The following is a 26,625-nucleotide window of genomic DNA, read 5'->3' as shown; positions in this document are numbered from 1 at the left end:
AGCTGTAGTCAGTTTTGAGGAAACTGTATTTCAGCAGATGGTTATGACAGTTTTGTAAGTTGCACATTCGCTCATTGCATGCTTATTACCCTTCGCTCCACTCAAGGGCATGCTTATTACTTATTCTCTCCACTCTCCCTGCACGACAAAAGCCGACCAATAATAAGGAGAACTCCACTGCTCAGTTTGCCACATTTCCAACTGTGCAGCCCTCATTGCCGCCACAGAAGTTAGTCCTTCTTGCAGCATTTTCTGGTAATATTTCTCCATAAATATAGCTGTCCCGGCATCATTAACACTCCACAAACTAACAGCAACTCCCTTAGCACCTGCATACATAAAGCCTCTCGTCAAGCCGACCAATCCTTCTCCTTTCACCTCTTGACCTAATCCAGTTTCGCAGGCGCTGAGGACAACTAATTCGGCAGGTAAATTTAGGTTGTAAATATCATGAAGACGCAAAAAGCCGTCTTCTTCTTTGCCTTCTTGGTTGAATAAAGAGAGTACTAAACCCGATAATTCTGGCTTTTCTGTATTGAGTAATCCGTGGGTGGCAAGGTGGACAATTTGATATTGAGATAAATCTGAACTGGTGGCTGTGAGGCGAGAAGCATCAAATCCCAGGGCCTGGGTTTGCTGATTTTCTGGTACTAGGGCGAGAATGGTTTTTGCTTCTTGGCTACTGTACTCAAGGCGGTTTAGGGTAACACCTATTTCTACAGCGAATTGTCTTACTTTGTCTGAGGTTGAAGATGGAGATTTGGCTAGCGGGGACTGGGTATAATCTTCCTGGAAACGGGGGTCATTTTGCTGAAAAACTGGGTCGGCGAGTACTGCTAGAGTTTTAGGTGCGGGAGTACGGTTTTTCAAGTCACGGCGGGAAACTGCGATCGCAGTTGCTGAAGGTAAGGTGACAATTTCGTGGTTAACTAATAGTGGAGAGGTCTTACCAGGTATTGGCAACACGGCAAAAGGAATCGTCTGCAAAATACCATCACCCACCACCAACAATCTTTGCCCATTTAATTGTTCCGCTACAGGTGCTAACAGCATCTGGCTTAATTTTTTGGCTGCTTCAGAATTAATCACCTCGCTATTTTCTGATTGCAGAAGTCCCCTCAATTCTTTAGCTGCGGCTTCAATTTCAGCTTGTGGGGGTAGTTCGTAACTATTAATACCTGTCTGAGTTACTGCCCAAAGAAAGCTGCGTTCTTCACCTAGGGAATATTGTAATAGTAGAGTTTCTTCATCAAGAACTTGTTGTTGAATTTCTGGCAGGGTGAGGGGTTCGGGATATTTTAGGGCAGCATAACCAGGGCTTTTAATACGAATTTCGGCTTTAATTTGTTGGAGTTGGTCGAGGAGGGTGTTAATTTCTTGTTTAATTGGGTCGAGTTGTTTGTTGGTATATTGACCGTTGCTGACTAATTGGTGTCTTTGGTATTCTTGGGCGTTAAGTTTTTGTTGGATATTGCTTTCTTTTTCTAGTAATTCTGGGTCTACTCCTTGGCGGATGTCGGCATTAGCTTCGGCGAGGAGTTCAACCAGACTGCGAGCACGAGCCCTTTCTGAGGCGTGGAGGGCTTGGGCATCGTACCCTTTATTTGAGTTTTGCTGGTGCAGTTCCATCAGTAGGTCGATGTAGAACTGGTAGTAATCTTGGTTTTGGGCGAAGTAGGAGGCGCGGAGTTCTTGGCTACCAATTTTGCTGCGGAGTTCTTCGATAATATTGATGGCTGTTTTAATTTGAGTTAAGGCTTCGTTGAGGTTGCCTTGGGTGCGTTCAATCCGAGCAATGTTACTGAGGGTAACGGCTTCCCCTGCCTTGTCCCCAGTTGCCCGACTCAAAGGTAAGGATTGGTTGAAGTAATCTAAGGCTGTTTGCTTTTCTCCTAAAGCGGAGTACACAGCACCGATATTATTGAGGGTAGTGGCTTCTCCTGCCTTGTCCCCAGTTGCCCGTCTCAAAGGTAAGGATTGGTTGAAGTACTCTAAGGCTTTTTGCTTTTGACCTAAATCTAAGTACACACCACCGATATTATTGAGGGTAGCGGCTTCCTGTGCCTTTTTCCCCACCGCCTGAGTCAAAGGTAGGGATTGGTTTAAGTAATCTAAGGCTTTTTGCTTTTCTCCTAAAGCCAAGTACACAAGACCGATATTATTGAGGGTAATGGCTTCTCCTGCCTTGTCCCCAGTTGCCTGAGTCAAAGGTAAGGATTGGTTGAAGTAATCTAAAGCTTTTTGCCTTTCTCCTAAAGCGGAGTACACAAGACCGATATTATTGAGGGTAGTGGCTTCCCCTGCCTTGTCCTCCACCGCCTGACTTAAGGGTAAAGATTGGTTGTAGTACTCTAAGGCTTTCTGCTTTTGACCTAAAGCGTCGTACACAGCACCGATATTATTGAGGGTAGTGGCTTCCTCTGCCTTGTCCTCCACCGACTGACTTAAGGGTAAGGACTGATTGTAGTAATCTAAGGCTTTTTGCTTTTGACCTAAATCTGAGTACACACGACCGATATTATTGAGGGTAACGGCTTCCCATTCCTTGTACCCAGTTGCCCGACTCAAAGGTAAGGATTGGTTTAAGTAATCTAAGGCTTTTTGCTTTTCTCCTAATGCGTCGTACACACGACCGATATTACTGAGGGTAACGGCTTCCCCTTTTTTCTACCCTACTCTTTGAAGAAGTGGAAGTGCCTCTTCCCATTTAACAATTGCTTGCCCTAGAGATTCTGCTGTACCCTGCTGATATAGTTGCAATCCCTCTGCAAATAATCGCTGTGCAGCCGCACTAGTTGCCTCTTGCTCAGTTGCTGTTGGTTGTTGTGTCTGGGCAATTACGCTACCAGGTAAGGACAAAGCATACCTTCCCCCCACAGGTAAGAAGAGAAGGCTAATCAATAAACTCAGACTAGAACGACTCAACCCGAAAAGTAATTTCCTTTGAATTGAGGAAAATTCAATGATTTGGTTCATAGCTGCAACTAGCTTCTCTCGCGTCTACTCTAATTCTGATTACCTATTATTTTCTTCACCGATTTCAGTTGAAATTACGCAGACAGATTGTCTTATCCTTTAAATAGGATGTCCAATTCACTTCAGAATCATTCATGCCCGTCAACTGGCGCGAACACATTGTCAGCAGTTCCGATGTTTTGCGAGGCAAGCCGAGAATTAAAGGAACCCGGATTCCTGTTAGTCTCATTTTGGGCTACTTAGCAGCAGACAACACTTACGACCAAATTATTCAAGAGTTCCCAGACTTACAAAGAGAGCAGATTGCAGCCTGTCTAGACTATGCTCGTGATTTGGCAAGCTTTGAGACAGTGGCATCGTGAGCTTAAAATTTTTCCTGGATCAATGTGTCCCAGCTTCTATTGGACAAAGCTTGCAAGATAGTGGTCATGAGGTGTTGGTTTTAAAAGACTATATTCCAATTGAATCTCCTGATCAAGTTGTTATTGCCAAAGCACAAGAATTAGGGGCAATTTTAGTTTCACTGAATGGAGATTTTGCTGATATTGTCACCTATCCTCCTGCCAATTACCGAGGCATTATTTCTATCCAACTTCGGAACCATCCTGAAATTATTCCTCTACTGATGCAAAGGCTGATAGATTATTTGGTCAATCACAGTGATGTAGAGCAGTATCAAGGTAAGTTATTCATTGTGGAAGTGAATAGGATTCGGATACGAGAGTAGCTGTAGCAGTCCTCAATAACTGCAACTGCCTTCTCTGGCTTCTAGCTAATTCCTACTACTATTACTTACTTCACCGATTTAAGTTGATCATTTAAAGCTTATTGTCAATAATTGGCAAATCCTTGTAGTGCAACCATCTTGGTCGCTACTCATACCCAATTTAAATGTGTGACAAATTAACTCCTGAAAAAATCGGTGAACCGGGAGTAACAGCCTCTACCAAGGACTACCAACAATCGTAAAACCTGCCCAGTAATAAGGATGCGAAAAATCGTAATTCCCTTGTCCTTCTAATTCTGGTGCGGAGGAATTTTCTCCTGGTATTTCCCCTCGCAACATCGCTAGTTGAGCCTGTCGCAAAGCTTCTGCCTTAATGCTAATCTTTGGTTGTCTCAGCTTTTTATAAAAATCTTCTACTAACTCTAGCGTTCCCTGATCACTAACATACCAAAGAGTTGCCAAGGCTGACTTAGCACCGGAAATCACTGCTAACCCAGCAAAGCCTAACTCAGCTTCTTCATCTCCCAACGCCGTGCGACAGGCACTCAGCACCAATAATTCTACTGGCGGTTTATACAATTCAAGGGAGCGCACTTTGTCAAGGGTCAGCTTGGTGTCTGTAAACTGAATGTAAGAATTAGAGGGTTTCCCTGGCAAAAATTCGGCATGAGTTGCCAAGTGGACAATGCCAAACTTACTCTCGGTCATTTGCGACTTGAGGTTCTTCAGCGTAAATTCTTGATTAAGGAAGGATTTCCCTGGCCAGATTTGAGCAATCTCCGTCAACTCTCTTTGCACTGCTGGGAGGGGATTTTTGTTTTCAAACTGACTCGCACCCATAGCTAGCAGCTCAAAATCCTTGATATTCCTGTAGCGAGTATCAGTGAGGCTAATGCTGGGCATCAAACCAACGCTATATTTTTCGATAATAAACCCATTGCCATCGTGGAGGGCAGCGACAGGAATACTCCGCAAACCACGATCCATAATATAAACTAGATGACCAACGCCTTGTTGTTCTAACTCTTCCTCTAGGGGACGCGCTAGCCATTGATACATCTGTCTGGCTGGGAGGAGATAGCCATCAGAGTCTCTAACATTGGTCACACTACCCCGAAATTCTCTCGCCATTGAGAGCACTTGACCTCTGGTGGCGTTAACTGACTTGCGAATCGGTTTCCCTTCCGCCGTAACTAGTATAAGCTCTAAGCGATCGCTATCTTGGTGAGTCTGAGAACGCAATAAGGGTGGAATTTGACTATCCGCTGAGGATTGTTCTGCTGAGTTTGGGTTATCTTCTGGGACTGGGGTAATAGTTTCGGGAACAAACACCGCATAGATAATTGCTGGTTTAATACCAGTGGCGGTCTCTATCTGGCGTAGAATATTTTGTACTTCCGGTAAACTAGTGCCTTCTGTCTCTTCTAGTCCAAAATATTGGGTAAAATCTTGGCTTAATGACTGTTCAGCGCTTCTAATCGCGTCGAATTGGTCATTTATATTCACTACCAATTGTTCTGGCTGGCCTTGGGGGTCAGTGAGATTAACAGGATTAATCTGCGGTTCTTCAAGAAGAGGGGGGCGTGGCGGGGGTTCATCAATACTAATCACCCCTATATTGCCTAGTGTGACTGTGTATAGGAAAGAGGCAAACGGGGCAATGGTAAAATCGCCAGTAGTCAGCGCACCTAGTGTGCCATTAGTGGTGGCATCACCAACATCAAAAGGAATTACACCACTGCCTCCGTGGTTAATAGAGATATTACCCCCGCCTTGACCACCAGCGGTAGAGATACTGGATTGGAGATTGTTACGGTCAGTAAAGCTGCCTGTTGCTCTAAAAAATCGACCAGTTGTGATGCCGACATTGCCACCGCTACCATTATCACCACCCTGAGCATTGATTGAGGTGACTTGAATGTCACCACTGGGGTCAAGGGTAACATTACCGCCGTTGCCGGAACTACCGCTGCTATTAATTGTGCCACTGGTGATGGCTGTAGCAGCGTTGAGGAAAAGTTCACCCCCAGTAGAACCGGAACTGTTAAGGTTGCCTGTGACAATGGCACCGTTTTCGCTAGTAAGAGTGATCTTCCCTGCTATTCCTGTAGAACTAACCTCCAGGTCAGAGGTATTAATATTACCCTGAATAGTGGACACAGAGATTTCTCCTCCTGCGCTTCCACCACTAGCATCAAGTTGAGCAGTATTAATCTTGCCTTCATCGCTACTCAGAGCAATACTACCCCCCGTCCCATTGACAGAATTAGCATTAATATTGGCTGTATTAATATCGTCAGTGGCATTGAAGATAACTCCACCTGCATTTCCCCCATTAGCAGCCGTCGAGACTACTCCAGCAGTAGTATCAATTGCCTCACCAGTCAGGTTAATCTCTCCCCCTGCATCTCCACTGGCATCAAGTTGAGCAGTATTAATCTTGCCTTCTGTAGTGTCTAGATTAATATTACCCCCCGTCCCATTGACAGAACTGGCATTAATATTGGCTGTATTAATATCGTCAGTGGCATTAAATGCGATCGCTCCTGCGTTACCATTCTCAGAAGTTGCCGATATTTCTCCAGCAGTAGTATTGATCGTCCCACCGTTGAAACTAATACTGCCGCCTTGTCCTTGTACACTATTGGCAACTACATCCCCTGTAATTAGGTTTTGAGTGGCATTGAGGTTAATCTCTCCTCCTTCACCAGTTTCAGAGGTACTACTAAGCACACCTTCTGTGGTGTCAATCGTTGTACCAGTGAGACTAATGTCTCCTCCGTTGCCCTGTGACCCATTAGAGAATATATTGGCTGTGGTAATTTGGTTATTAGCCTCAAGCTCAATTGCTACACCTTCATTAGTAGCTGCTGAGCTTGAGCCAAGCTGCCCTGTCGTAGTATCAATACTGCCGTTGTTGCTAGTTAAACTAATCTTGCCACCGGGAGTAATAATATCTCCAGTGGTGATATCTTGATTAGCTTCCAGGGTAACTCTGGCAGTTTCGCTCAAATCCCCGGTAGCAGTTGTTGAACTTGTATCAAGCGTCCCGCCAGTGGTATTGATACTGCCATTGCTAGTTAGAATAATCTTGCTACCGGGAGTAATAATATCCCCAGTGGTGATATCTTGATTAGCTTGCAGATTAATTGCTGCGATGTTGCTCAATCCCCCACCGGTAGTCGTTGAACTATTGTCAAGTGTCCCGCCAGTGGTATTGATATTGCCCGCATTACTAGTCAGATTAATCTCTCCGCCGGGAGTAATAATATTGCCCGTGGTAATATCTTGATTAGCTTGCAGAGTGATCGTGCTAAGTCCAGTTCCAGTGAGGGTAAATCCTGTGGTGTTGATCGCTCCTGAGCCAACAGGCGATTGCAAAATCACTGAGCTATTGAAAGTAGTATCACTAGCTAAGGTAATAGCACCGCTACCGTCAAATCCTCCGATGGTGATTAGGTTAAAGCCATTTTGTAATAGATTAATTTCTGCCCCAGTAAGATCAAGGGTGCCAGGGTTATCAACAGCAGTTCCACCAATAGCGATCGCTTGAGTAGGGGTAAAAGGCTGTAAGCTAAGATCGCCATTGCTAGAAACTGCACCAGCAAAGTCAATTTCGTCTGCTCTCAGGATAAGATTACCATTACCTGAAACTGTACCAGCAAAGTTAATTGCCTTGCTTTCTAGACTGAGGTCACCAACAAAGATTACATCGTCGCCGTAGCTTTGACCTAAGTCTCCAGTAGTTGTGACTCCTCCATTGAGTTGAGTGGTGCCACCGGCATCTGTCGCTAGGTTAAGGACATTGACAAGACTATTAAATTGGGTGGTTCCAGTGCTGTTAATGGTTAAGTTTCCCAGGGGAGTGAAGTTGCCTACTGTCCCCCCGAAACTCACGTTACCTGTGCCGGCATTGACACTCAGACTGTTACCATCGGCAGTTGTGCCATTCACCAGGTTATTTAAGCTAACATTGCCCCCTGTCACCCCTGTTGTGGTGATGGACAAAGTAGGATTAGTGAAGGCCAAATTGCCAGTAAGGTTAAGAGTGCCGCCATTTTGGGTGGCGCTAGAGGTATTAATTTCGGTTCCAGCAAAGGTAATGTTGGTGTCGCCAGCATCAATGGTCACATTACCACCATCACCGGTAATACCAGCGTTATTAATCGCCTGGGAGTTGATATTGCCTGCGATATTGATATTTTGACCAGTCAAGTTAACGTTACCAGCGTTACCGTTGAGAAAGTCCGCGTTAGTGGTGATATTGCCTACAGAGAGGCTTCCCCCCATCGCGGTTAAGTCTACAGCACCCGCCTGTCTAAATAGGGAATCACCTGTATCAATATTGCCAACGGTGACATTTGCCCCCGAAATCGTGAGATTTCTTCCCACTGCTGTGATGGATTGGGTAGAATCCATGGAAAAATCTCCACCCCCAATACCGTCTGCATTGGCAGTAAAAGTAACCGATAGTGGTGCTGGAAGATTAATTCCAGCGGCGTCGATGAAGTTCAAGGACAAACCAGGGTCGATGGTAATATTGTTAGCGGCTTCTAGGATGATATTGCCATTAAAAGTCTCTAGGGCCGCCGCGCTGAGGAAGAAATCTTGACCAACTCCATCTGCTAGTAAAACTTCCCCTGGTACACCACCTGGAGAGGCAATGGGGTCAAATTCATTATCATTGGGACTCGGATCCGTCGCTGTGATAAAGATATTTTCTGGGTCAAATAAAAGGGTGCCATTATTACCGAGAGGCGCACTAACATCAACTTGACCATCAAAGACTAAACTTTGCTTACCCGAAATTTCGACGAAACCACCGTCGCCCCCCTGAGTTCCCCCAGTAGTGATGATTTTACCTAAGAATTCTGTCGCTTCATCTGCCCAAACAATTACACGGCCACCATCGCCCTGAATCAAGGCATCGGCATTAATTGTCGAGTCACTGCTGACGTAGGTGCGAGAGGCATTGGGTACTGTACCTTGTCCTTGATAATTACCGCCAACGAGTACTGTGCCACCGCTGTTATTACCAGAGGCATTGATTGTGGCACCAAATAGCCCAACTTTGTTGCCTAAGACACTTACTGAAGGGGTAGTAGTGAGTGGGGAAGTATTGGAGGCATCAAGGGTGCCAGAAACAATTGTTGTACCTGCTTCAGTGGGTATAGTGGTGCCGGAGTTAGTCAATTGTACCGTGCCATTGGGATTGACTTTGAGTCCTGTCTCCACCTTTCCAGCACTGCCTGTGAGCAAGTTTGGTAAATCTAAAGGTGTGATGGGTAGTATCTGGCCCTGTGCTGTCTTGGGTGACTCAATCTCTAAACTTAGTAAGTTACCGGGTTGAGCAATTCTCACTAGATTTTCACCGGGAACTGCAGCAATGGTAATGTTACCTCCTGGGGCGCTGAGTTTTCCCGTGTTGATTACGTTGCCACCAAGCAAGGTTAAATTCTGTTCTGCCGCAGTTGCAAGATTGCCAGCATTAATAATGCTTCCCGGTTGAGAAAGGTTAAAGGCAAAGTTAGAGGGTGTACCATTTAAATTCTGGTAGTCATTCGGACTCAAGGCATTGAACCAGTTGTCTTGATCGAATCCAATACCAGTGGCAGTGGTAGCCGTAAATGCTGCTGGGACATTGAGACTGGCATTAGGGCCAAAGATTATCCCAGATGGGTTCATTAAAAATAAGTTAGAGTTGCCCCCGCTTACCTGAATTAGACCATCAATAACGGAGGCTTGACCGCCAACAACTCTGCCTAGGATATTGAGAATCTCAGGATTAGATAGAAAGTTGGCAATCTGGCCAGCATCCAGTCCAAACTGCTCAAAACTGTGGAAAAGGTTTGCCCCGTCTCCTGATACTGTGCCTCCTTGGATCGAGAATTGGTTGCCATCAGGAGTAACAATTGTGCCAGTGCCATCCACCGCAGGAATCGGTTCTGCTTGCAGTGGCTGTTGGGCAATGGTGGCACTCAAGCACAGGGTTGCTAGGAATCGGGTAACTTGTTTCATCTAGATGCCTCACCTATAAGCAAGGAACTAACTATTAGTTTGCTGCGAGCACCCTTTCAATTGAATGGTAGTCGTTAATTACCTGACTACTCAAGCCAACCGCCATCGTAGCAACCACCACAGCACGCAACTTGCAGGATTCAGATTTACACATGAAACCCAGCAGTTTGTCAAGATGCCTCTTGGCAGTTATGGCTGAAAATTCTCACTAATCAAGCACTAACTATGTTTACGGAATTTCAGGAATTTTAGCCTCTAGTTGCTGGTGTGCTACTGATTTGACTTTGGACAATGCCTTGTTTGTTGCTAAAAACTAGGAAATTAGACTAGCAATCCTAGACTCCTTAGAGCTTGACTACACCGTTTTTGTTTTCCAAGATTCTGATCTTCGGGTGATCTTGCTGACCCCTGTATACATTTTATACCCATCCATCGAGCTTTCTCCCAGTTGTGGCGATAAAATCAAAGTGCGGTTTTAGTGGTAGGCTCGCTCCAACTTTTCTGGTTAATTCATGAATATCTTGGCTCAAGCTCTAGAATACGCCCTAAGTAACTCCGACTCCTTCTTTCTGGCTCTAGGGCAGCACTTAAAGCTAGTGTTAGTGCCTCTAGCTATTAGCTTGGGTTTGGGTTTACCTCTAGGGTTTCTTAGTGCTAGTTCCCGGACAGCATCTGCTGTATTAATTAACAGTTTTAATAGTTTACGAGTTATCCCTAGTTTAGCAATTTTATTCTTGGCTATTCCCTATTTAGGATTGACATTTCAAGCAGCGGTTGTTGCCTTGACAATTTTAGCTATGCCTCCCATTCTCATCAGTACAGATGTTGCGTTTCGTGGCATTAATCCACCAATCATTGAAGCAGCGCAAGGGATGGGAATGGCACCTTGGCAAGTGCTTTGGCAAGTTAAAATTCCCTTGGCGTTGCCTGTAATTATTGCTGGCATTAAAACTGCGACGGTGGAAGTAATTGCCAGTGCAACGCTTGCCGCTTTTATTGGAGCAGGAGGTTTCGGCAAATTTATTGTACTGGGCTTTGCTTTGTACGACAATGCAATCCTTTTGGTGGGGGCTATTCCTGTAGCTGTATTCGCATTGTTAGCTGAGGTAAGTTTGAGTACCCTGCAAAGATACTTTGTAACACCGACTGCGAGAATTTGAACATAAAAAAAAGCTACTAGTGCCAATGGTTAATTGAGGCGACAAGCCAGACATTGATGTATACAGCTCAATTTTCCATTTATCGTCACTTATTTTCTATTTTCAGAAGCTTGCCTGATTCTTCTAGCCGGACTAGTTAACCACTCTAATCCTAGTAAGATAGCGTTAATTAATAAAGCTAAGAAAGCTACGAGAATTGCACCTGCTAAAATCTTGTCATTGCGAGCTTGAGCAACACCATCAAAGAGTAATGTTCCTAGTCCTCCCGCACCAAACTTAGCTCCGATGGTAGCGATCGCAATTGCCACAATTGTTGCTAAACGCACACCGGCCAAGCAAATGGGTAAAATCAGTGGCATCTGTACCCACCACCAACGTTGCCAGTAATTCATGCCCATACCCTTTGCTGCCTCCAAAATAGAGGGTTCTATTGATTGTGCTGCTACTGAAAAATTGCGTACTAAAATCACTTGGGTGTAGATAATCATCGCCACAATTACTGACTGACTATTCAAGCCAAAAATCGGCACTAATAACACAATTAATGCCAGGCTTGGCAATGTGTATAAAGTTCCTAGTAAACCCATTACTGGAATTTTTAGCCAGGGGTAGCAAGCCACAAGTAAAGCTAACGAACCAGCGATTGCTACAGCAATTATCACTGCCAAACCTGTCATTTTTAGGTGTTCTAATAGGAGATGAAAAACAAGCTGATAATTATTAAAAAGAAAGATCATAACAGTAAACTTTGACTAATAATTAGGCTAAAAATCAGTAAAACTTGAGTCTTACAATTAAAAATAACTAAAAATATTTCCGGCTAATTGGAATCTACAACCGTAGCCTACATTTCATTAAAATTCATAAACTATAACCTACCTATAGAGATATATTTTAAGTAAAAGTAAATATTTACGACTCAGTTACTCTCACCGCCAGAGACCACTGAGGCTATCGCTTTTTAAAGTATGCCTATGATCTTCAAGCACCTGTTAATTCTCAATCCCTTACGTCATTATGTAGCAATTTTGCGAGCAATTGTTTTAAAGGGTATCGGCTTAGGAGTGCTCTGGCCTCATGCGATCGCCTTGGCACTCTTTGCCACAGTGTTATTATTTGTCAGTATTAATAGATTTCGTCATCAACTGAGTTAATTTAGCAAAAGGCAGAGGGTTTATCACTGGTATGTGGTCGTTTCAGCCATTAAATCTGTCCTAACCTTGATAGCGATCGCTATAGTATTTAGATCAGGGGTACTTCACTATGCTCGATAAGCCCCCTTCCAGTTTTAGTGGGGGTCTTCCCGTCCACTCAAGATAAAGGACAAGGCGCGATATTATGAGACTGTAGGTCTAGCGATCATCACTACTTTGGAAAGAAGCCTTGGGAGTGATTTTGATGGGTAAACTAAGGCGGCGTGGGTAGAGCTTTGGTCTTTGATATGTAAGGTGATGATTCCTGCACAGGTGAAGAAAGCCCAGGAAATAGACTTAGAGATATGATTTGGATTAATGCCATAATGGTCTGTTAAGGATTAGCTTTGCATTGAGCAATTACTCATTAGCGATCCTGAAAAAATTAGTAACAATGTATTACAACGCTTACAGCACTTTGGTGGCGAAGGCTACACCGATAAAGTGCTTCCAATAATAGTCAGGTATGTATATCTTACATTCGCCATAATCCTAAGCTCTTCTTCATCCTGACCTAAATGTAAAAATGAACTATCAAATGTTTACGATTTTAATCATTGAAGATTTTGCAGAAGCTCGAAAGGTTTGTCGTTGCTACCCTAGGCAAGATTCAGAGTATAGCTACACGATTGTTGAGGATAAATACTGGAATTCAAGACTACTTAGTTAAGGAACAACTAACATCGCAAAAGCTCCATTATGCAGTTAGCACAGTTTGGTATCGAGCGGCTCTGCACAGTCAACTCTGCGACAGCCGAGAGCGAGAGCGGTTGTTCGGAACCATTGCCCTGCGGATTCGCCAGTCCTCAAAGAGGCAAACCATACTCAACACTACTGTCGAGGAAGTACGACAATTTTTGAGGTGCGATCGCGTAGTCGTATTTCAGCTTAGCCCAGACTTGAGTGGTGAAGTAGTAGCCGCATCCGTAACACAAGATTGGCCCTCTATATTGGGCTGGAAAATGGAAAAACCGTGCTTTTACGATTCAAGTAAAGACCATTTTCTTCAAGGTCAAGCACGAGCCATTGATGATATTTACCAAGCCAACTTAAGTGACTGTAACCTTCAATTCCACGAAGAACTCCAAATCAGAGCCAGTCTTATTGTTCCAATTTTACTTACACCGGATAGGGAAAGGGATCAGGAGGACGAGGGAGACAAAGAGGAATTTATGTTATCAGAGTATTATAAAACCTCTCCTTCATCACCTCGTTATCCCATCACTCCATCACCAAAACTATGGGGTTTACTCATTGCCCATCAATGTGCCACTCCTCGTAACTGGCATAACCAAGAAGTGGAATTAATCGGGGATTTAGCAATTCAAATTGCTATTGGTATTCAGCAAGCACTTTTACTTGAGCAGGTACAACAGGAAAATCGTGAGCGCCGAAAAACAGAAGCTACTTTGGCTGTTTACAAAAAAATTGTCTCCTCTTCTCAAGAAGCAATCTCATTTGTTGACCACCACTATATTTATCGCGCTGTTAATCCCATCTGCGAACAGAGATTTGGCTTGCCAAGTACCAAGATTGTCGGATGTTCTCTTGCTGAAATTTTGGGGGAGAATATATTTACAACTACCGTCAAGCCTTACTTAGATCGTGCTTTATTAGGAGAGAAAGTTCATTATGAGCATTGGTTTAACTTTGAGCAAGCGGGTCAAAAATTTATTCAAGTTTCTTATTATCCCTACTACGAGTCTTCGGGAATCATCTCAGGGGTAGTAGTAAGTACCAGCGATATTACTCAGCGCAAGCTAGTAGAAGAGGCGCTAGAACACCAGCTTCTACATACCCGTTTGCTTCAGCAAATCACGGAACAAATCCGAAAAACTCTGGATACTCAAGAGATTTTTGAGACGGCTGCCTTGAAAATTGGACGAGCATTTGGAGTTAATCGCTGCATTATCCATAACTATACTGCTGCACCCGTACCTAGAATGCCGGTTGTAGCAGAGTATCTAGCCGGAGATTTGGTCTCATTTTTAGGAGAAGAGATTCCGGTTGAGGGAAATTTCCATGCCCAGCAAGTACTCAGTCAGGAAGAAGCAGTTGTCTCTAATAATGTTAAAGAAGACCCTCTGCTGCAACCCTTTGATCACTTATGTCAACGATTTCAAATCAAGTCGATGCTGGCAGTGCGTACCTCCTACCAGGAACAAATCAATGGGGTGATTGGCTTACACCAATGCGATCACTATCGGCAGTGGACTCCTGAGGAAATTGTACTCTTTGAAGCCGTTGCTGCTCAACTCGGTATTGCCCTCGTCCAAGCCCAACTCCTCGAACGAGAAAAACAGCAACGCTACCAACTCCAGCACCAAAATCAAGCCCTAGAACAAGCCACTCAAGTTGCCCAAGCCGCAAATCGAGCCAAAAGCGAATTCTTAGCCAACATGAGTCATGAAATTCGCACTCCCATGAATGCTATTTTAGGCTTTTGCGAATTGCTGCAAAAATGCGTAACTGAACCCCGGCAAAAATCTTATGTCCAATCTATCAGTTCTAGTGGCAACACACTTCTTGCCCTAATTAATGATATTCTCGATCTCTCCAAAATTGAAGCCGGTAAATTAGAAGTGGACTATGCATCCCTCAACCTACGCCTATTAATTAAGGAAATTCAACAAATTTTCAGTCAACAGGTAAGCTCAAAAAACCTAACACTTTTAACAGACATTCAAGAAACCGTCCCAACCGGAATCCTATTTGATGGAGTTCGCCTCCGTCAAATCCTCTTTAATCTCGTCGGCAATGCCCTCAAATTTACAGAAAACGGACACATCAAGATATCAGTTAGTTGGCAAGAAAGGTTGGCAGACAAGAAAAACAAGGAAGATTCAGAAAAATCCTCCCTAGCTCCCCAAACTTTGCTCACTATTGCCATTGAAGACACAGGCATTGGCATTAACGTTGAACAACAACAGCAGATTTTCAAGGCATTTGTTCAAAACGAAGGAAGCATCAATCGTAAGTATGGCGGTACTGGGTTGGGGTTAACCATCACCCAAAGATTAACCAGATTGCTTGGTGGCACGATTGAGGTAAAAAGTCAATTTGGTAAGGGTTCAACTTTTACTTTAAACTTTCCTCAGGTTTCTCTAGCGAAGGTCGAGACACTCGAAGTTGAGTTAGTAGAAATTAAGCAAATTGAGCCAGCGGAAGAATTTGAGGGAGAGAGATTGCTGGAGTTGCTTGAAAAACTACGGATAGAGGAAGAAACCTTCTGGTCGCAACTGCAAATAACGATGAAACGGCGTGAAATTAGAGCTTTTGCCCAACGCTTAAACCAATGGGCTTATGAGCATCAATGTCAGATTTTGCTTGAGTATGTCACAAGATTAGATAATCAACTTAAAGTGTTTGACTGGGAACACTTGCCGGAAACTCTACAGCACTTTCCGCAAGTTAGGAAAGCTCTAGAAAGAAATAGGTTAAATTATTAGTTATAAATTATCTGGGTGCATCCTACCGAAAATTAAGCTATTGGGCATTTAGATGCTTACAGTAATTAAACTGGTAAGTCCCTGTCTTTGTCGGCAAGGCTTAGAAATACAGTTTGTGGCTTTGGAGATTGCCTTCAGAAGTACTTAAAGATGTTGGAATTATTAAAAAAATTATTCTTTTCAGAAAAATTTATCTCCCATGGACACTGTTACCTCTGGCAAAGTAATTTAGTTGGATTGCACGTTGTTTCCGATGCACTGACTGCCATTGCCTACTACTCTATTCCTATAGGACTGGTATATTTTATTCAACAAAGAAAGGATATGCCATTTAAATCGATATTTGGTCTATTTAGCCTGTTTATTATTGCTTGTGGCACTACCCATTTAATAGAGATTTGGACACTCTGGTATCCTGCCTATTGGGTTTCTGGATTTATCAAAGCAGCAACAGCACTAATTTCTTGTTACACAGCTTTGTCTTTAATCCCCCTCATGCCTCAAGCATTGTCTTTGCCAAGTCCTAGGCAATTAGAGGCAATTAATCAGAATTTGCAAGAACAAATTGCTACCACCAAACAAGCAGAAGCTGCACTTTTTGCAGCTAAAGAGAATGCCGATGCTGCTAATCGAGCTAAAAGTGAGTTTCTTGCCAATATGAGCCATGAAATTCGCACCCCCATGAATGCTATTTTGGGGTTTAGTCACTTACTGTTGGAACGAATTATAGATCAACCATCTTTCTCTTATATCCAGTCAATAAGTGCTAGTGGCAAGATGCTGCTTACCTTAATTAACGATATTCTCGACCTCTCCAAAATTGAAGCAGGTAAGCTCAACCTAGACTACGAACCGATTAACTTTCTCAGACTACTTCAGGAAATCCAACAAATCTTCCAACTCAAAGCTACAGAAAAAGGTATTGCATTGTTTGTTGAGATTCAAGGATCCATTCCAACTGGGATGTTGTTTGACGAAGTGCGTCTACGTCAAATTCTGTTTAATTTGATAAGTAATGCTATCAAATTTACGGAGCGAGGGGAGGTGAAAATTTCAGTCCATTGTCATTTAGAGGACAAGGAAGACAAAGAGGAATTTATAGCACCAGAGTCTTATAACACCTCTCCCCCATCTTCAATCTCCCTCACCATTGCTGTCTCCGACACGGGTATTGGGATTGCACCTGAACAACAGCAGCTTATTTTTGAGCCATTTGTTCAAAGTTCAGGACAATACCTAAATAAGTATGAAGGAACAGGTTTAGGATTGGCAATTTCTAAGCGATTGACTCAATTGTTGGGGGGGAGTCTTGAGTTAGATAGTCAACTGGATCAGGGTTCAATTTTCACCATCATTTTCCCGCAGGTTCGTCTTGTAGAAGTTAAACAGCTTGAGGAACCTTTGATTCAAGCCGATGAAAACCTTAATCAATTTCAAACAGCAACAGTACTGGCTGTGGATGATATTCAATCCAACCTTGACCTTATTGAAGGCTATTTTGCCGGAACCCGACACCATCTACTATTTGCTGACGATGGGATTAAAGCAATTGAAATGGCTAAAATGTATCATCCTGATGTCATTCTAATGGACTTAAGAATGCCAGAAATGAATGGGTTAGAAGCAATAAAAGTCTTAATGCAAGAAGAACAGACGCAGACTATTCCCATCATAATTTTAACTGCCTCCAGTTGTCGGTCAGATGAAGCCACATTGAAAGCATTATGTCGGGGGTTTCTCCGCAAACCTTTTAGCCGTTACCAGTTAGTTGAGGAACTCAAAAGAGTTTTGCCCATTCAAACTGACTACAAATCACTTTCTCTAGTGCAACAAACACCAGAGAAAGAGACACCTTTTCTAGAAAATGATGTTAAAAATAAGTCTCGGATACCAGAGTTGATTGAAAAACTTAAAAGAGAAGAGGAAACTCTCTGGCCGCAATTGCAAATAAAGATGAAAAGACGAGAGTTACGAGGCTTCACCGAACGCTTAAATCAATGGGCATTGGAGTATCACTGTCCAGTTTTACTTGAGTATGTCACAAAATTAGATACTCAACTGAAATTGTTTGACTGGAAGCACTTGCCGGAAACCATCAAACAATTTTCGCAAGTTAGGGAAGCTCTGGAAAAAGATGGAAAAACGGGGTGATAGAGGAGAGATTTTATAAGAATCTGGTGCTATGAATTCCTCTTTGGCTCCCTTGTTTTCTCTATACTCTATTTCCTAATGAAACCCTTTAACCCTGAAGAATTTTTGGTCTTAGTTGTTGACGATGTAAGTCATAACTTACAAGTTATTGCCGATATTTTAGAAGAAGTGGGCTACGATACCACTTTTGCCACTAGTGGAGAGCAAGCTCTTGAGCGCGTTGCTACTGCTCAACCTCACCTAATTTTACTGGACTTAATGATGCCAGAAATGAATGGATTTCAAGTTTGCTCTCAACTCAAAAGTGACTCTAGATTAGACGAAATTCCAGTTATTTTTCTCACTGCCAGCCATGAGAAACACCATTTAATTGAAGCGTTTGCCAAGGGAGCGGTTGACTATATTAGCAAACCCTTTAATGCTCCTGAGCTTCTTGCTCGCGTGCGAACTCATTTAGAATTAAAGCATACTCAGGAACAATTGAGACAATGTATGAATGAGCTAGTGAATTTAACAGCAATTGATTCTCTGACCCAAATCTGGAATCATCGCTATATCGGGGAACGTGTTCAACAAGAATTTAACCGAGCTTGCCGGTACAATCGACCTTTTTCTCTGCTGATGTTTGATATTGATGTTTTTAAACACATTAATAATACCCATAGTTATTTTGTGGGAAATCAAGTTCTTAAAATAATAGCAAAAACTGTCTTTAATTCCTTACGAAAAATCGATTCTTTGGGAAGATGGGAAAGAGAAGAATTTCTAATAATTCTACCAGAAATTGATGGCAGAAGCGCCATTGATGTGGCTGAACGCCTCCAAAAATGTATTAGCCAAACTGTAATTCCTGTGGGAGAACAATCTCTTCAAGTAACTATTAGTATTGGAGTGGCTAGCTATCAATCAGTGGATCTAACAATTGATGCAATTCTCCAACGAGCTAGCCAAGCTCTTGATCATGCTAAAAAGCAAGGGAGTAATCAGGCTATTTGTCAATGCTGAATAACAAGCCTATAGTTAAATTATGGATTAATTACTGCTGATTTAAAGCATGAATGTGTCTTAGATAAATACGCAAAAATACGATTTTTGTGTAATTGTATCGAGATTTTAAATAAAATTACCCTCGAATTTAGTGACATTTTTAATTAAACATTTAAATCCGGAAAATTTCTTAATCTTGGTTGTTGATGACATCAACCAAAACCTGCAAGTAATTGGCGATATTTTAGAAGAAGTAGGTTATGAAACCACCTTTGCTACAAGTGGCAAACAAGCTATTGAACGCATAAAAAAAGCTAAGCCTGACTTGATTTTACTGGATTTAATGATGCCAGAAATGGATGGATTAGAGGTTTGTAATCAACTAAAAATGAACCTGCTTTACCGATCTATTCCAATTATTTTTATTACAGCTAGTCACGAACAAAAATATTTGGTAAAAGCCTTTAAGCAAGGTGCTGTTGACTATATTACCAAACCCTTTCAGGGGGAAGAAGTCCTAGTTCGCATCGAAAATCAATTGCGCTTACGACTGCAAGAGCAACAACTCCAACAATTTGCCCAACAAGAACAAGAAAAAGCTACCAAACTTGAGGCAACACTCCAGAAATTAAAACAGACTCAAACCCAACTAATTCAAGCTAAAAAAATGTCAAGCTTGAATCAGATAGTTGCCGGAATTGCCCATGAAATTAATAATCCCATTAATTTCATTTCTGGTAATCTCTATTATGTCCATTCTTACTTCCATAATTTGCTTTCTCTGGTTCAAATTTACCAGGAAATATATCCCAATCCTTGCCCTCAAATTTTGCAGTGTCAGGATGAGATGGAATTCAATTTCCTCAAAGAAGATTGGCAAAGTTTGATCAACTCGATGCAAATTGGAGCCGAGCGCATTAGCCAACTGATTCTTTCACTGCGGCGCTTTTCCCAACTCGATAATTCTAATTTAAAATCTACTAATATTCAGGAAGAAATTGATAATATATTAATGCTTTTACAATACCGACTTAGTGCAGTAGAAAATCGTCCGGAGATCCAAGTTATTAAACAATATAATCAACTGCCAAAGATAACTTGCTACACGAGTCAGCTTAATCAGGTGTTTATGAATTTATTGAGTAATGCGATTGAAGCTTTAGACGAAAAGGCTCAAGATAAGGGTGCAATATTTCAGGAACCACCTACTATTACAATTAGTACAGAAGTCGTAACAAATAATAACACATTTTTACCCACATCTAATGTTGTTGCCATTCAGATTGCTGACAATGGTTGCGGGATAAATCAAGAGGCACAACAGCAAATATTTGACCCTTTTTTTACTACCAAACCATTAGGTAATGGCATGGGTTTAGGATTAGCTATTAGCTATCAAATTGTAGTGGATACCCACAAAGGTGATATTCGTTGTATTTCTTTTCCCGGAAAAGGTACGCAGATGATTGTCGAGATTCCGACTAGCAACTTTTAACGCGACTTCAACCTACAGCACTCTCCGAGTCGGTGTGATACAGTTTCCCCCTAAAGCCCCTCAGGCATGCGCCAAAGGCTTAAGATAAGGGGGTTAGGGTGGTGAAAATGTACTTCATGGATTTGCTAACCCCTGTATCACTCTGTTGGCAGGTTTTAAAATATCCTTATCACTAGTAGACCTCGGTTTTAATCTGCCAACCATTCATAGTGTGAGCGTCCCGCTCACGCGGTCAAGATGTTGCTAAACTTCCGCCATCCTGTACGAGCTTAAGTAAGCTGGTAGTTACTTCTTCCTCTGAAACCAGAGAGTATTTCCCTCTTTAGCTTCACCCCTTAAACCTACTCGCAAAATTACGAATATCTTCCATCGTAATTACACCAACTGTCTTCTCTCCATCAACTACCGTCAGTGTCTGAGCACCAGTCTGTAATAACAGAGATAGCGCTTGGCGCAAATTAGCATCTCTGGTAATTGTTGACTCACTACCATAAGCCTGCTGAGGTATTTCCTTCATTACCGCCTCAACTTTCCCTAAACTCAGCTGTCGCAGCAAGTCATCAGCACCCACTAGCTTATATACAAAATTATTTGCCGGTCGTGTCAAAATATTCAAGGGCGTATCAAACTGCACAATCCGACCTTTTTCCAAGATCATAATTTTATCTGCAAGACGCAGTGCTTCTTCAACATCATGAGAAACAAACAAAATTGTTTTCTTGAGTTGACACTGGAGACGCAAGATTTCATCCTGTAGCGTCTTACGAGTAATCGCATCAATGGCTCCAAAAGGTTCATCCATCAACATTACTTTCGGATCACCAGCTAAAGCTCGCGCTAAGCCAACTCGTTGTTGCTGACCTCCCGATAGCTGCGAGGGATAACGATTGCGGTATTCTTGAGGGGATAGCTCAATCAGTTCTAGTAACTGGTCAATTCGAGCTTGGTATTTCGTCCGAGACCAGCCTAACAGTTTCGGTACAACTGCAATATTTTGAGCTACTGTCATGTGGGGAAATAAACCAGACTGCTGGATAACATAGCCAATTTGCTGGCGCAGTTTGGTAACTTTGAGTTCTCTGATATCAGTCCCGCTAAGGTAAATCTTACCTGATGTTGGTTCGTACAAACGATTGACCATTTTGAGCAGTGTAGTTTTCCCGCAGCCGGATGGTCCTAAAATTACTACCAGTTGACCAGCCTCGATTTCGCAAGTGCAGTTATTTACTGCTGGATGAGATGCACCCGGAAATTTCAGGAATACTTGTTCAAAATGGATGGTGCTCACTAGTTCTTCTGTATTTTTATGTGTGGTTTTTCCTGTCAAACACTGCAAGTTTATTTAAAAAATACATGCAAAATTATCGATGTGTTAGTTGGCAATTAAGTGTTCGACAGATAACTTCTAGAATTGATGTTGAGAGGTAAATAGTCACTGACTAAGGCTTTTTTAAAAGTCCTTCTTGAGCAAGGAATTCTTTAGCTACCTCAGCCGGCTCACGTTTTTTACCGCTTACTTCGTAGTTAAGCCGTTGCATAGTTTCATTGGTAAGCTTGGGAGCAAGAGCATTAAGAGCATTGCTAATGCCTGGGTTTTTGGTTAGTGTTTCTTGACGCACTACTGGAGCAACTTGGTAAGGGGGAAAGAAATTTTGGTCATCGGCGAGCAAAACTAGCTCAAAAGCATTAATCTCACCATCAGTGCTAAAGGCAACAGCGACATCAGCTTGACCATCCTTTAATATCTGATATCTTAAGCCTGGATCTGCGGGAATGAATTGTTTGAGCTTAAAGTCGCTATAAGCTTTTTGTAAACCGGGTAAGCCATCCTCACGAGCCTCAAATTCTGGAGGGCCAATCATTGTCAATTCGCTAGCTTGAGCTGCCATTTCTGAAATTGTCTTGACGCCGTATTTCCCAGAACCTTTTTTAGTCATTACCAAGGCTTGGGTGTTATTGAGGGGCGCAGCCTCCAGCCAGACGAGATTAAATTTTTGCTGGTAGGCGTCTGCTACTGTTTGGTAAACCTGTTGCTGATTGCTAGTTGCAGGTAACTTCAACACTGTTAACAGAGCCGTACCAGTATATTCTGGATATAGATCAATCTGACCACTCTCTAGAGCTGCCTGTGCTACTGGCGTACCACCCAAGTTGAGTTTTCGTTCAACGGGGAAACCTTGATCTTCGAGTACCAGAGCATACATTTCCCCTAAAATAAACTGCTCGGTGAAGTCCTTCGAGCCAACTTTTATGGTTCCATCAACTCCCTGATTACGATCACAAGCGATCGCAGTTAGCATCGCTAACATAGCCAATAAAAGTGGTATCAATAATCTACTAGTTCGGGTTATCAAGGCGCGACTGACCATTTTCAGAGGATAGTCCTTGCTGATGTGACTTGGGGCTACTTTTAAGTAGCTTTTAAATAGAGTAGCTTTTGTTCCTACCTAAGCTTAGCGGAGTAGCTTTGTATCAACATCTAAATACTACTTACGCATCAAAGCCTTGAGCTACCCGGATTTTTAGAACAGACTTCAGGATAAGTAACCAAGTGAGGTTATTCGCACTAGCTCAGTTACTTTTATTCCTCGGTGGGGTCTATTGTTTACTGCTAATGAAATTGTGTCTTTTGGCTATGCTGGAATCTCGCTTGTAAGTATAGTGAAACTAAAGCTGCATGGACTGGATACTTTCGGGACCATTAACTGTAGAAAAGGTGACGGTAGCGATCGCCGATTTACCGGACTCATTACAAGGCACCACAATCGTACAGCTTTCAGACTTCCATTATGATGGCTTGCGGCTCTCGGAAAAAATGCTGGCTCAAGCTATTGAAATTGCCAATCAGGCTGAACCTGACTTAGTGGTTTTGACAGGTGACTACGTAACTGATGATCCTACTCCTATTTACCAACTGGTAGAACACCTTAAGTATCTGCAAAGCCGCGCTGGAGTGTACGCTGTTCTGGGTAACCATGATCTGTGCTACTACCATTCTCAAAGACTAGTAACTGAGGTTCTAACTAGCATTGGGATCGGGGTTTTATGGAACGAAATCGCCTATCCTTTTGGTTCAATATTGCCTCTAGTGGGACTAGCAGATTTTTGGTCTTGTGAGTTCAGTCCCTCACCAGTGATGGATCAACTTGAGCCTGGAATACCTCGTATTGTTTTATCTCATAACCCTGACAGTGCTGAGCAGTTGCAAAAATGGCGAGTTGACTTACAATTGTCGGGTCATACTCATGGTGGTCAGATCGTGATTCCAGGCTGGGGGCCAGTACCCGCACTGCTCAAAAGACTTAGGCAAAATTATCCTAGAATAGTCTGGCGCTGGATACCTTACTTAAAGGAATGTTCCCAAGTGGCTAAGCATTGGGAATGGTCACAGGGACTACATCAAGTAGGGACAAACCAACTGTATGTCAATCGTGGTCTAGGAACTTACTGGCCAGGTAGATTATTTTGTCCGCCAGAGGTTACGATTTTAGAATTGAAATCAAGATAAATTTTGTACTTCTTATTGTTTTTTTAGGGCAAAAATCCTTTAAGATTTGCAAATCAAAATAACCAAGGGTAAGCTGACTGGATAAGCTAGAAACTCTGGGTATGGCAACTTTGTCGAGCCTTGGCGCAAAGCGGTAGGAGTGTCGGTCTTGCGTAGATATCAGGGAAGGCTTCTCGGCTTAATTCGTTGTTGATTGTTATTTGCGAGAGTAAGCATTTATGCTGAGGTTTATCCGATCAGATATTGCCAAATTCACTGCCTATAAGCCTCATCCTGCCAGTGACATTCCTGAGTCAGTGGCATCTTCTCTGGCTGTTGACCACCTCGATACTAATGAAAGTCCCTTTGATTTGCCGACGCAGCTCAAAGAAAAACTCGCCTGGACTTATCAACAACTGATAGAAGCAAATCGTTATCCCGATGGGGGTCATGAAAAACTCAAGGAAGCGATCGCAGAATATGTCACCGAATCAGCAGCCTTGGAGATACCAGTAACTGCGGCTCAGATCTCGGTAGGCAATGGCTCAGATGAACTGATTCGCTCTGTATTGATTGCCACCTGTCTGGGGACAGAAGGTTCAATTTTGGTTGCTAACCCTACTTTCTCGATGTACTCGATTCTAGCTCAGACGCTCGGTATAGGAGTTGTGGAAGTAGAGCGCTCCCCAGAGAACTTTGAAATCGACTTAGAACAAGCTCAAGCAGCCCTTGAGCTTCCTGAGTCACCAGTTAAAGTGGTTTTTGTCGTTCATCCTAACTCCCCCACCGCCAATGCCTTAACTCTTCGAGAATTAAACTGGCTGCGTAGCTTGTCAGAGCAAATCCTCGTCGTGATTGATGAAGCTTACTTTGAATTTAGCCAAACTTCTGTAGTCCAAGAATTGGTACAACGCCCCAATTGGGCAGTACTTAGGACTTTTTCTAAAGCGTTTCGTTTGGCAGCCCATCGGGTTGGTTATTGTGTAGCCCACCCAGAATTAATTGCGGCTCTTGACAAAATCCGCTTACCCTATAACCTGCCCAGTTTTTCCCAAGCTGCTGCCCAACTTGCTCTTATCCATCGGCAACTTCTATTGGAGTCAATTCCTGATACTCTCGCCGAGCGAGACAAACTATTTAACGCCTTATCTGGGTATCCGAATCTACAAGTTTGGTCTAGTGCTGCTAACTTCATTTATTTTCGCCCTCGGCAGCAAGATAAAGCTTCGAGTTATGATACCTTAACTAGGATCGCTGGGGAAATGAAGGCCAAAGGCACTTTATTAAGGCACACCGGTGGCGGGTTGCGCCTAACCGTCGGCAGTACAGAGGAGAACACTCGCACGCTCCAACGTCTAGAAGAGATTATCGCCAGTTATTTCTAGTCGCTTCTTCCCAAGACTAATTCAATTAACTATTTTCTGTTGATGAGGAATCTTCGTCACCTCATGCAGAGAAAAAGTCAACCGACATCTGCCCCTTCATCAGTGTTACGAGCCTTGCGAATAGTTTGGGGAAAGACACCGACTAGAAGTGCGAAGGCTTGATCTGGTAGTTGGGCAATTGTCTCGGAATCAAAGAAGGCTTCAAACTGATTGAGGATCTTCTGAGCTCGCTGCAAAGGAATTGGATTATTGGTGATTTGTTCAGTTAATCTTACCCACTGCCGTCGAATTAAATAAGCCCTCTGCCGCTCTTCAGCTGATTCAGGACAGAGTAATGACAGATTGCCCACTGGCAATACTCGCTGGCAATCTCGATCAAATATCCCTCCTACTGCTGAGCCGGGCCCAGCAAATTCAGCATGATAGCGCTTCAACAGAATTAGACCATTCTTACGCCGACTATTGACAATCATCAGCTGTTTATCGTGCAATAGTCCGAGAATTGCCAATGCCTGTGAATCTGGTGGCATCTCATCCTTGCCTGAGTTCAGGTCTTCCTGTTTCATGGCGCTATAGCCTTGAGAATTAGCGAAACCTGGGCAGCAAGTAAATATCTCCTCTTGATAAAGAGCTGTCTGGCAACGCTGTTTATTTTCGCTCTCCATCTCAACTCATATTGCTTAATTTGCGAAAGCAGGGACGTACCTTGATCGAAAGCACGACTGGAAAACACAATTGTGTAAGTTATTAAGTACACACAAGAAGAGAAGTTTTGTTTACTATTTGTTTTAAATTACCATCACAAAGTTGCCTCAGCTCAGGATTGTTTCCGGCTTTTTTGATTTGTAACTCCATCTTATGGCATGCTGCCGGGCTGCTGGTCGAATCAGGTTCAGAAGATTACTCATGAGGACAGCTCTAGTCTAATTGTTAAACATAGGATAAATACGGAATTTTATGATCAGCAATTGTCAAGTGCCAAGCCAATTCCATTAACAAAGTTTCACCTATTCATCCCAGCAATAACACTTTTCAAGTTTCTCCTGTAGTAGAAATACCATCTAAGGATAATTTTTGATCAAACCCAGTTATATACACAGCTACATTTTTTCCTACTGTACTCAGAAAATCTCATAAACAAAAATTAAAGTGATATGTTATCACAAAAGTTCAATTTAATTTAAGTACTTGAATTACAGATCATCAGAGATGAGTCTGACTAAGTCTGATTAAGATTATGCGGTCACCAGAGAACTAAGCTGACTACTAAATCAATATTTCTAGAGTTATTCCCCAATATCCGGAAAAATGTTTACCTTGCCCGTCCTCAGAGAAAAATAGTTTTGTATGCAGCGGTTTTCCTTGTGGTGGAAGATAAATATCTCAATTGTGAGACAGCTGCCACAGAGGGCTTGCCAGTGGCTATAACCCTCTGTGGCAGCTGGGGAAAATTTTGGCGAATTTGTGTCAACCCAATAAACCTCCTACACTCTCTCAAAGTATGATCCCCCCCCTATCCACCCTAGATCTCTTCGGACATGGGCTAAGGACGTAGGGTCAGGGGGGCAGTTAAGAAAAATCTTGCTTCCTCCCCTTA

Annotated in this window: 15 protein-coding genes and 1 pseudogene; 10 read left to right on the top strand and 6 right to left on the bottom strand. The window is 42.8% G+C overall.

The annotated features are described in order from the left end of the window. Window positions 1-120: 120 nt before the first annotated feature. Window positions 121-2,976 (bottom strand): annotated as a pseudogene (locus ACT7WV_RS01080) (CHAT domain-containing tetratricopeptide repeat protein). Window positions 2,977-3,110: 134 nt separating this feature from the next. Between ACT7WV_RS01080 and ACT7WV_RS01070 the strand changes: the two are divergent. Continuing rightward, window positions 3,111-3,338 (top strand): DUF433 domain-containing protein, encoded by a 228-nt coding sequence (locus ACT7WV_RS01070; RefSeq protein WP_445101113.1) that lies wholly within the window; start codon window positions 3,111-3,113, stop codon window positions 3,336-3,338. Next, the gene (locus ACT7WV_RS01065) at window positions 3,335-3,703 is read left to right on the top strand and encodes a DUF5615 family PIN-like protein (protein ID WP_445101112.1); all 369 of its coding nucleotides are present in this window, start codon (window positions 3,335-3,337) and stop codon (window positions 3,701-3,703) included. Before ACT7WV_RS01070 ends, ACT7WV_RS01065 begins: the two co-directional genes overlap by 4 nt. A gap of 216 nt (window positions 3,704-3,919) precedes the next feature. Here ACT7WV_RS01065 and ACT7WV_RS01060 read toward each other — a convergent pair whose 3' ends face one another. After that, a complete protein-coding gene (locus ACT7WV_RS01060; protein ID WP_445101111.1) occupies window positions 3,920-9,721 on the bottom strand; it encodes a CHAT domain-containing protein in 5,802 nt (1,933 codons plus the stop codon). 512 nt (window positions 9,722-10,233) lie between these two features. Between ACT7WV_RS01060 and ACT7WV_RS01055 the strand changes: the two genes are divergently transcribed. Further along, window positions 10,234-10,881 (top strand): ABC transporter permease, encoded by a 648-nt coding sequence (locus ACT7WV_RS01055; protein ID WP_445101110.1) that lies wholly within the window; start codon window positions 10,234-10,236, stop codon window positions 10,879-10,881. Window positions 10,882-10,970: 89 nt separating this feature from the next. On the opposite strand, the gene ACT7WV_RS01050 is transcribed toward ACT7WV_RS01055, so the two are convergent. Beyond that, window positions 10,971-11,618 carry an ABC transporter permease gene (locus ACT7WV_RS01050; RefSeq protein ID WP_463424133.1) on the bottom strand — a complete coding sequence of 216 codons (648 nt, stop codon included), beginning with the start codon at window positions 11,616-11,618 and terminating at the stop codon, window positions 10,971-10,973. A 231-nt stretch (window positions 11,619-11,849) separates the two neighbouring features. On the opposite strand from ACT7WV_RS01050, the gene ACT7WV_RS01045 reads away from it, so the two are divergent. The 5 genes from ACT7WV_RS01045 (at window position 11,850) to ACT7WV_RS01025 (ending at window position 20,156) form a co-directional block, all read left to right on the top strand. After that, the gene (locus ACT7WV_RS01045; protein ID WP_445101108.1) at window positions 11,850-12,035 is read left to right on the top strand and encodes a hypothetical protein; all 186 of its coding nucleotides are present in this window, start codon (window positions 11,850-11,852) and stop codon (window positions 12,033-12,035) included. Window positions 12,036-12,640: 605 nt separating this feature from the next. Beyond that, the gene (locus ACT7WV_RS01040; RefSeq protein ID WP_445101107.1) at window positions 12,641-15,523 is read left to right on the top strand and encodes a GAF domain-containing protein; all 2,883 of its coding nucleotides are present in this window, start codon (window positions 12,641-12,643) and stop codon (window positions 15,521-15,523) included. Between the two features lie 150 nt (window positions 15,524-15,673). Next, window positions 15,674-17,674: an ATP-binding protein gene (locus ACT7WV_RS01035; RefSeq protein WP_445101106.1), complete on the top strand. Its 2,001-nt coding sequence runs from the start codon at window positions 15,674-15,676 to the stop codon at window positions 17,672-17,674. Between the two features lie 78 nt (window positions 17,675-17,752). Next, entirely contained in the window at window positions 17,753-18,679 is a 927-nt protein-coding gene (locus tag ACT7WV_RS01030) for a diguanylate cyclase (protein ID WP_445101105.1), read from the top strand. 133 nt (window positions 18,680-18,812) lie between these two features. Beyond that, window positions 18,813-20,156, top strand: a complete 1,344-nt coding sequence (locus ACT7WV_RS01025) for a hybrid sensor histidine kinase/response regulator (protein ID WP_445101104.1) — start codon at window positions 18,813-18,815, stop codon at window positions 20,154-20,156. Between the two features lie 328 nt (window positions 20,157-20,484). Here the strand turns inward: ACT7WV_RS01025 and ACT7WV_RS01020 are convergent, their stop codons facing one another. Together ACT7WV_RS01020 and ACT7WV_RS01015 are read right to left on the bottom strand one after the other, a co-directional pair. After that, entirely contained in the window at window positions 20,485-21,444 is a 960-nt protein-coding gene (locus ACT7WV_RS01020; RefSeq protein ID WP_445101103.1) for an ABC transporter ATP-binding protein, read from the bottom strand. A gap of 151 nt (window positions 21,445-21,595) precedes the next feature. After that, entirely contained in the window at window positions 21,596-22,465 is an 870-nt protein-coding gene (locus tag ACT7WV_RS01015; RefSeq protein ID WP_445101102.1) for a glycine betaine ABC transporter substrate-binding protein, read from the bottom strand. Window positions 22,466-22,833: 368 nt separating this feature from the next. On the opposite strand from ACT7WV_RS01015, the gene ACT7WV_RS01010 reads away from it, so the two are divergent. Both ACT7WV_RS01010 and ACT7WV_RS01005 read left to right on the top strand, forming a co-directional pair. Further along, window positions 22,834-23,664, top strand: coding sequence for a metallophosphoesterase (locus ACT7WV_RS01010; RefSeq protein ID WP_445101101.1), 831 nt, complete (start codon window positions 22,834-22,836; stop codon window positions 23,662-23,664). 218 nt (window positions 23,665-23,882) lie between these two features. Continuing rightward, window positions 23,883-25,028 carry a histidinol-phosphate transaminase gene (locus ACT7WV_RS01005; RefSeq protein WP_445101100.1) on the top strand — a complete coding sequence of 382 codons (1,146 nt, stop codon included), beginning with the start codon at window positions 23,883-23,885 and terminating at the stop codon, window positions 25,026-25,028. Between the two features lie 77 nt (window positions 25,029-25,105). Here the strand turns inward: ACT7WV_RS01005 and ACT7WV_RS01000 are convergent, their stop codons facing one another. Then, window positions 25,106-25,693 (bottom strand): hypothetical protein, encoded by a 588-nt coding sequence (locus ACT7WV_RS01000; RefSeq protein ID WP_445101099.1) that lies wholly within the window; start codon window positions 25,691-25,693, stop codon window positions 25,106-25,108. Window positions 25,694-26,625 lie beyond the last annotated feature (932 nt).

This window comes from Symploca atlantica LB2515, assembly GCF_052546295.1.
The sequence above is the reverse complement of the archived record's forward strand: the minus strand, read 5'-3'. Positions and strand labels throughout refer to the sequence as shown.

Coding starts and splice junctions, on each gene's coding strand:
- ACT7WV_RS01005 (WP_445101100.1), top strand. CDS start 23,883: ATGCTGAGGTTTATCCGATCAGATATTGCCAAATTCACTGCCTATAAG.
- ACT7WV_RS01045 (WP_445101108.1), top strand. CDS start 11,850: ATGCCTATGATCTTCAAGCACCTGTTAATTCTCAATCCCTTACGTCAT.
- ACT7WV_RS01070 (WP_445101113.1), top strand. CDS start 3,111: ATGCCCGTCAACTGGCGCGAACACATTGTCAGCAGTTCCGATGTTTTG.
- ACT7WV_RS01050 (WP_463424133.1), bottom strand. CDS start 11,618: ATGATCTTTCTTTTTAATAATTATCAGCTTGTTTTTCATCTCCTATTA.
- ACT7WV_RS01030 (WP_445101105.1), top strand. CDS start 17,753: ATGAAACCCTTTAACCCTGAAGAATTTTTGGTCTTAGTTGTTGACGAT.
- ACT7WV_RS01010 (WP_445101101.1), top strand. CDS start 22,834: ATGGACTGGATACTTTCGGGACCATTAACTGTAGAAAAGGTGACGGTA.
- ACT7WV_RS01055 (WP_445101110.1), top strand. CDS start 10,234: ATGAATATCTTGGCTCAAGCTCTAGAATACGCCCTAAGTAACTCCGAC.
- ACT7WV_RS01035 (WP_445101106.1), top strand. CDS start 15,674: ATGTTGGAATTATTAAAAAAATTATTCTTTTCAGAAAAATTTATCTCC.
- ACT7WV_RS01015 (WP_445101102.1), bottom strand. CDS start 22,465: ATGTTAGCGATGCTAACTGCGATCGCTTGTGATCGTAATCAGGGAGTT.
- ACT7WV_RS01060 (WP_445101111.1), bottom strand. CDS start 9,721: ATGAAACAAGTTACCCGATTCCTAGCAACCCTGTGCTTGAGTGCCACC.
- ACT7WV_RS01000 (WP_445101099.1), bottom strand. CDS start 25,693: ATGGAGAGCGAAAATAAACAGCGTTGCCAGACAGCTCTTTATCAAGAG.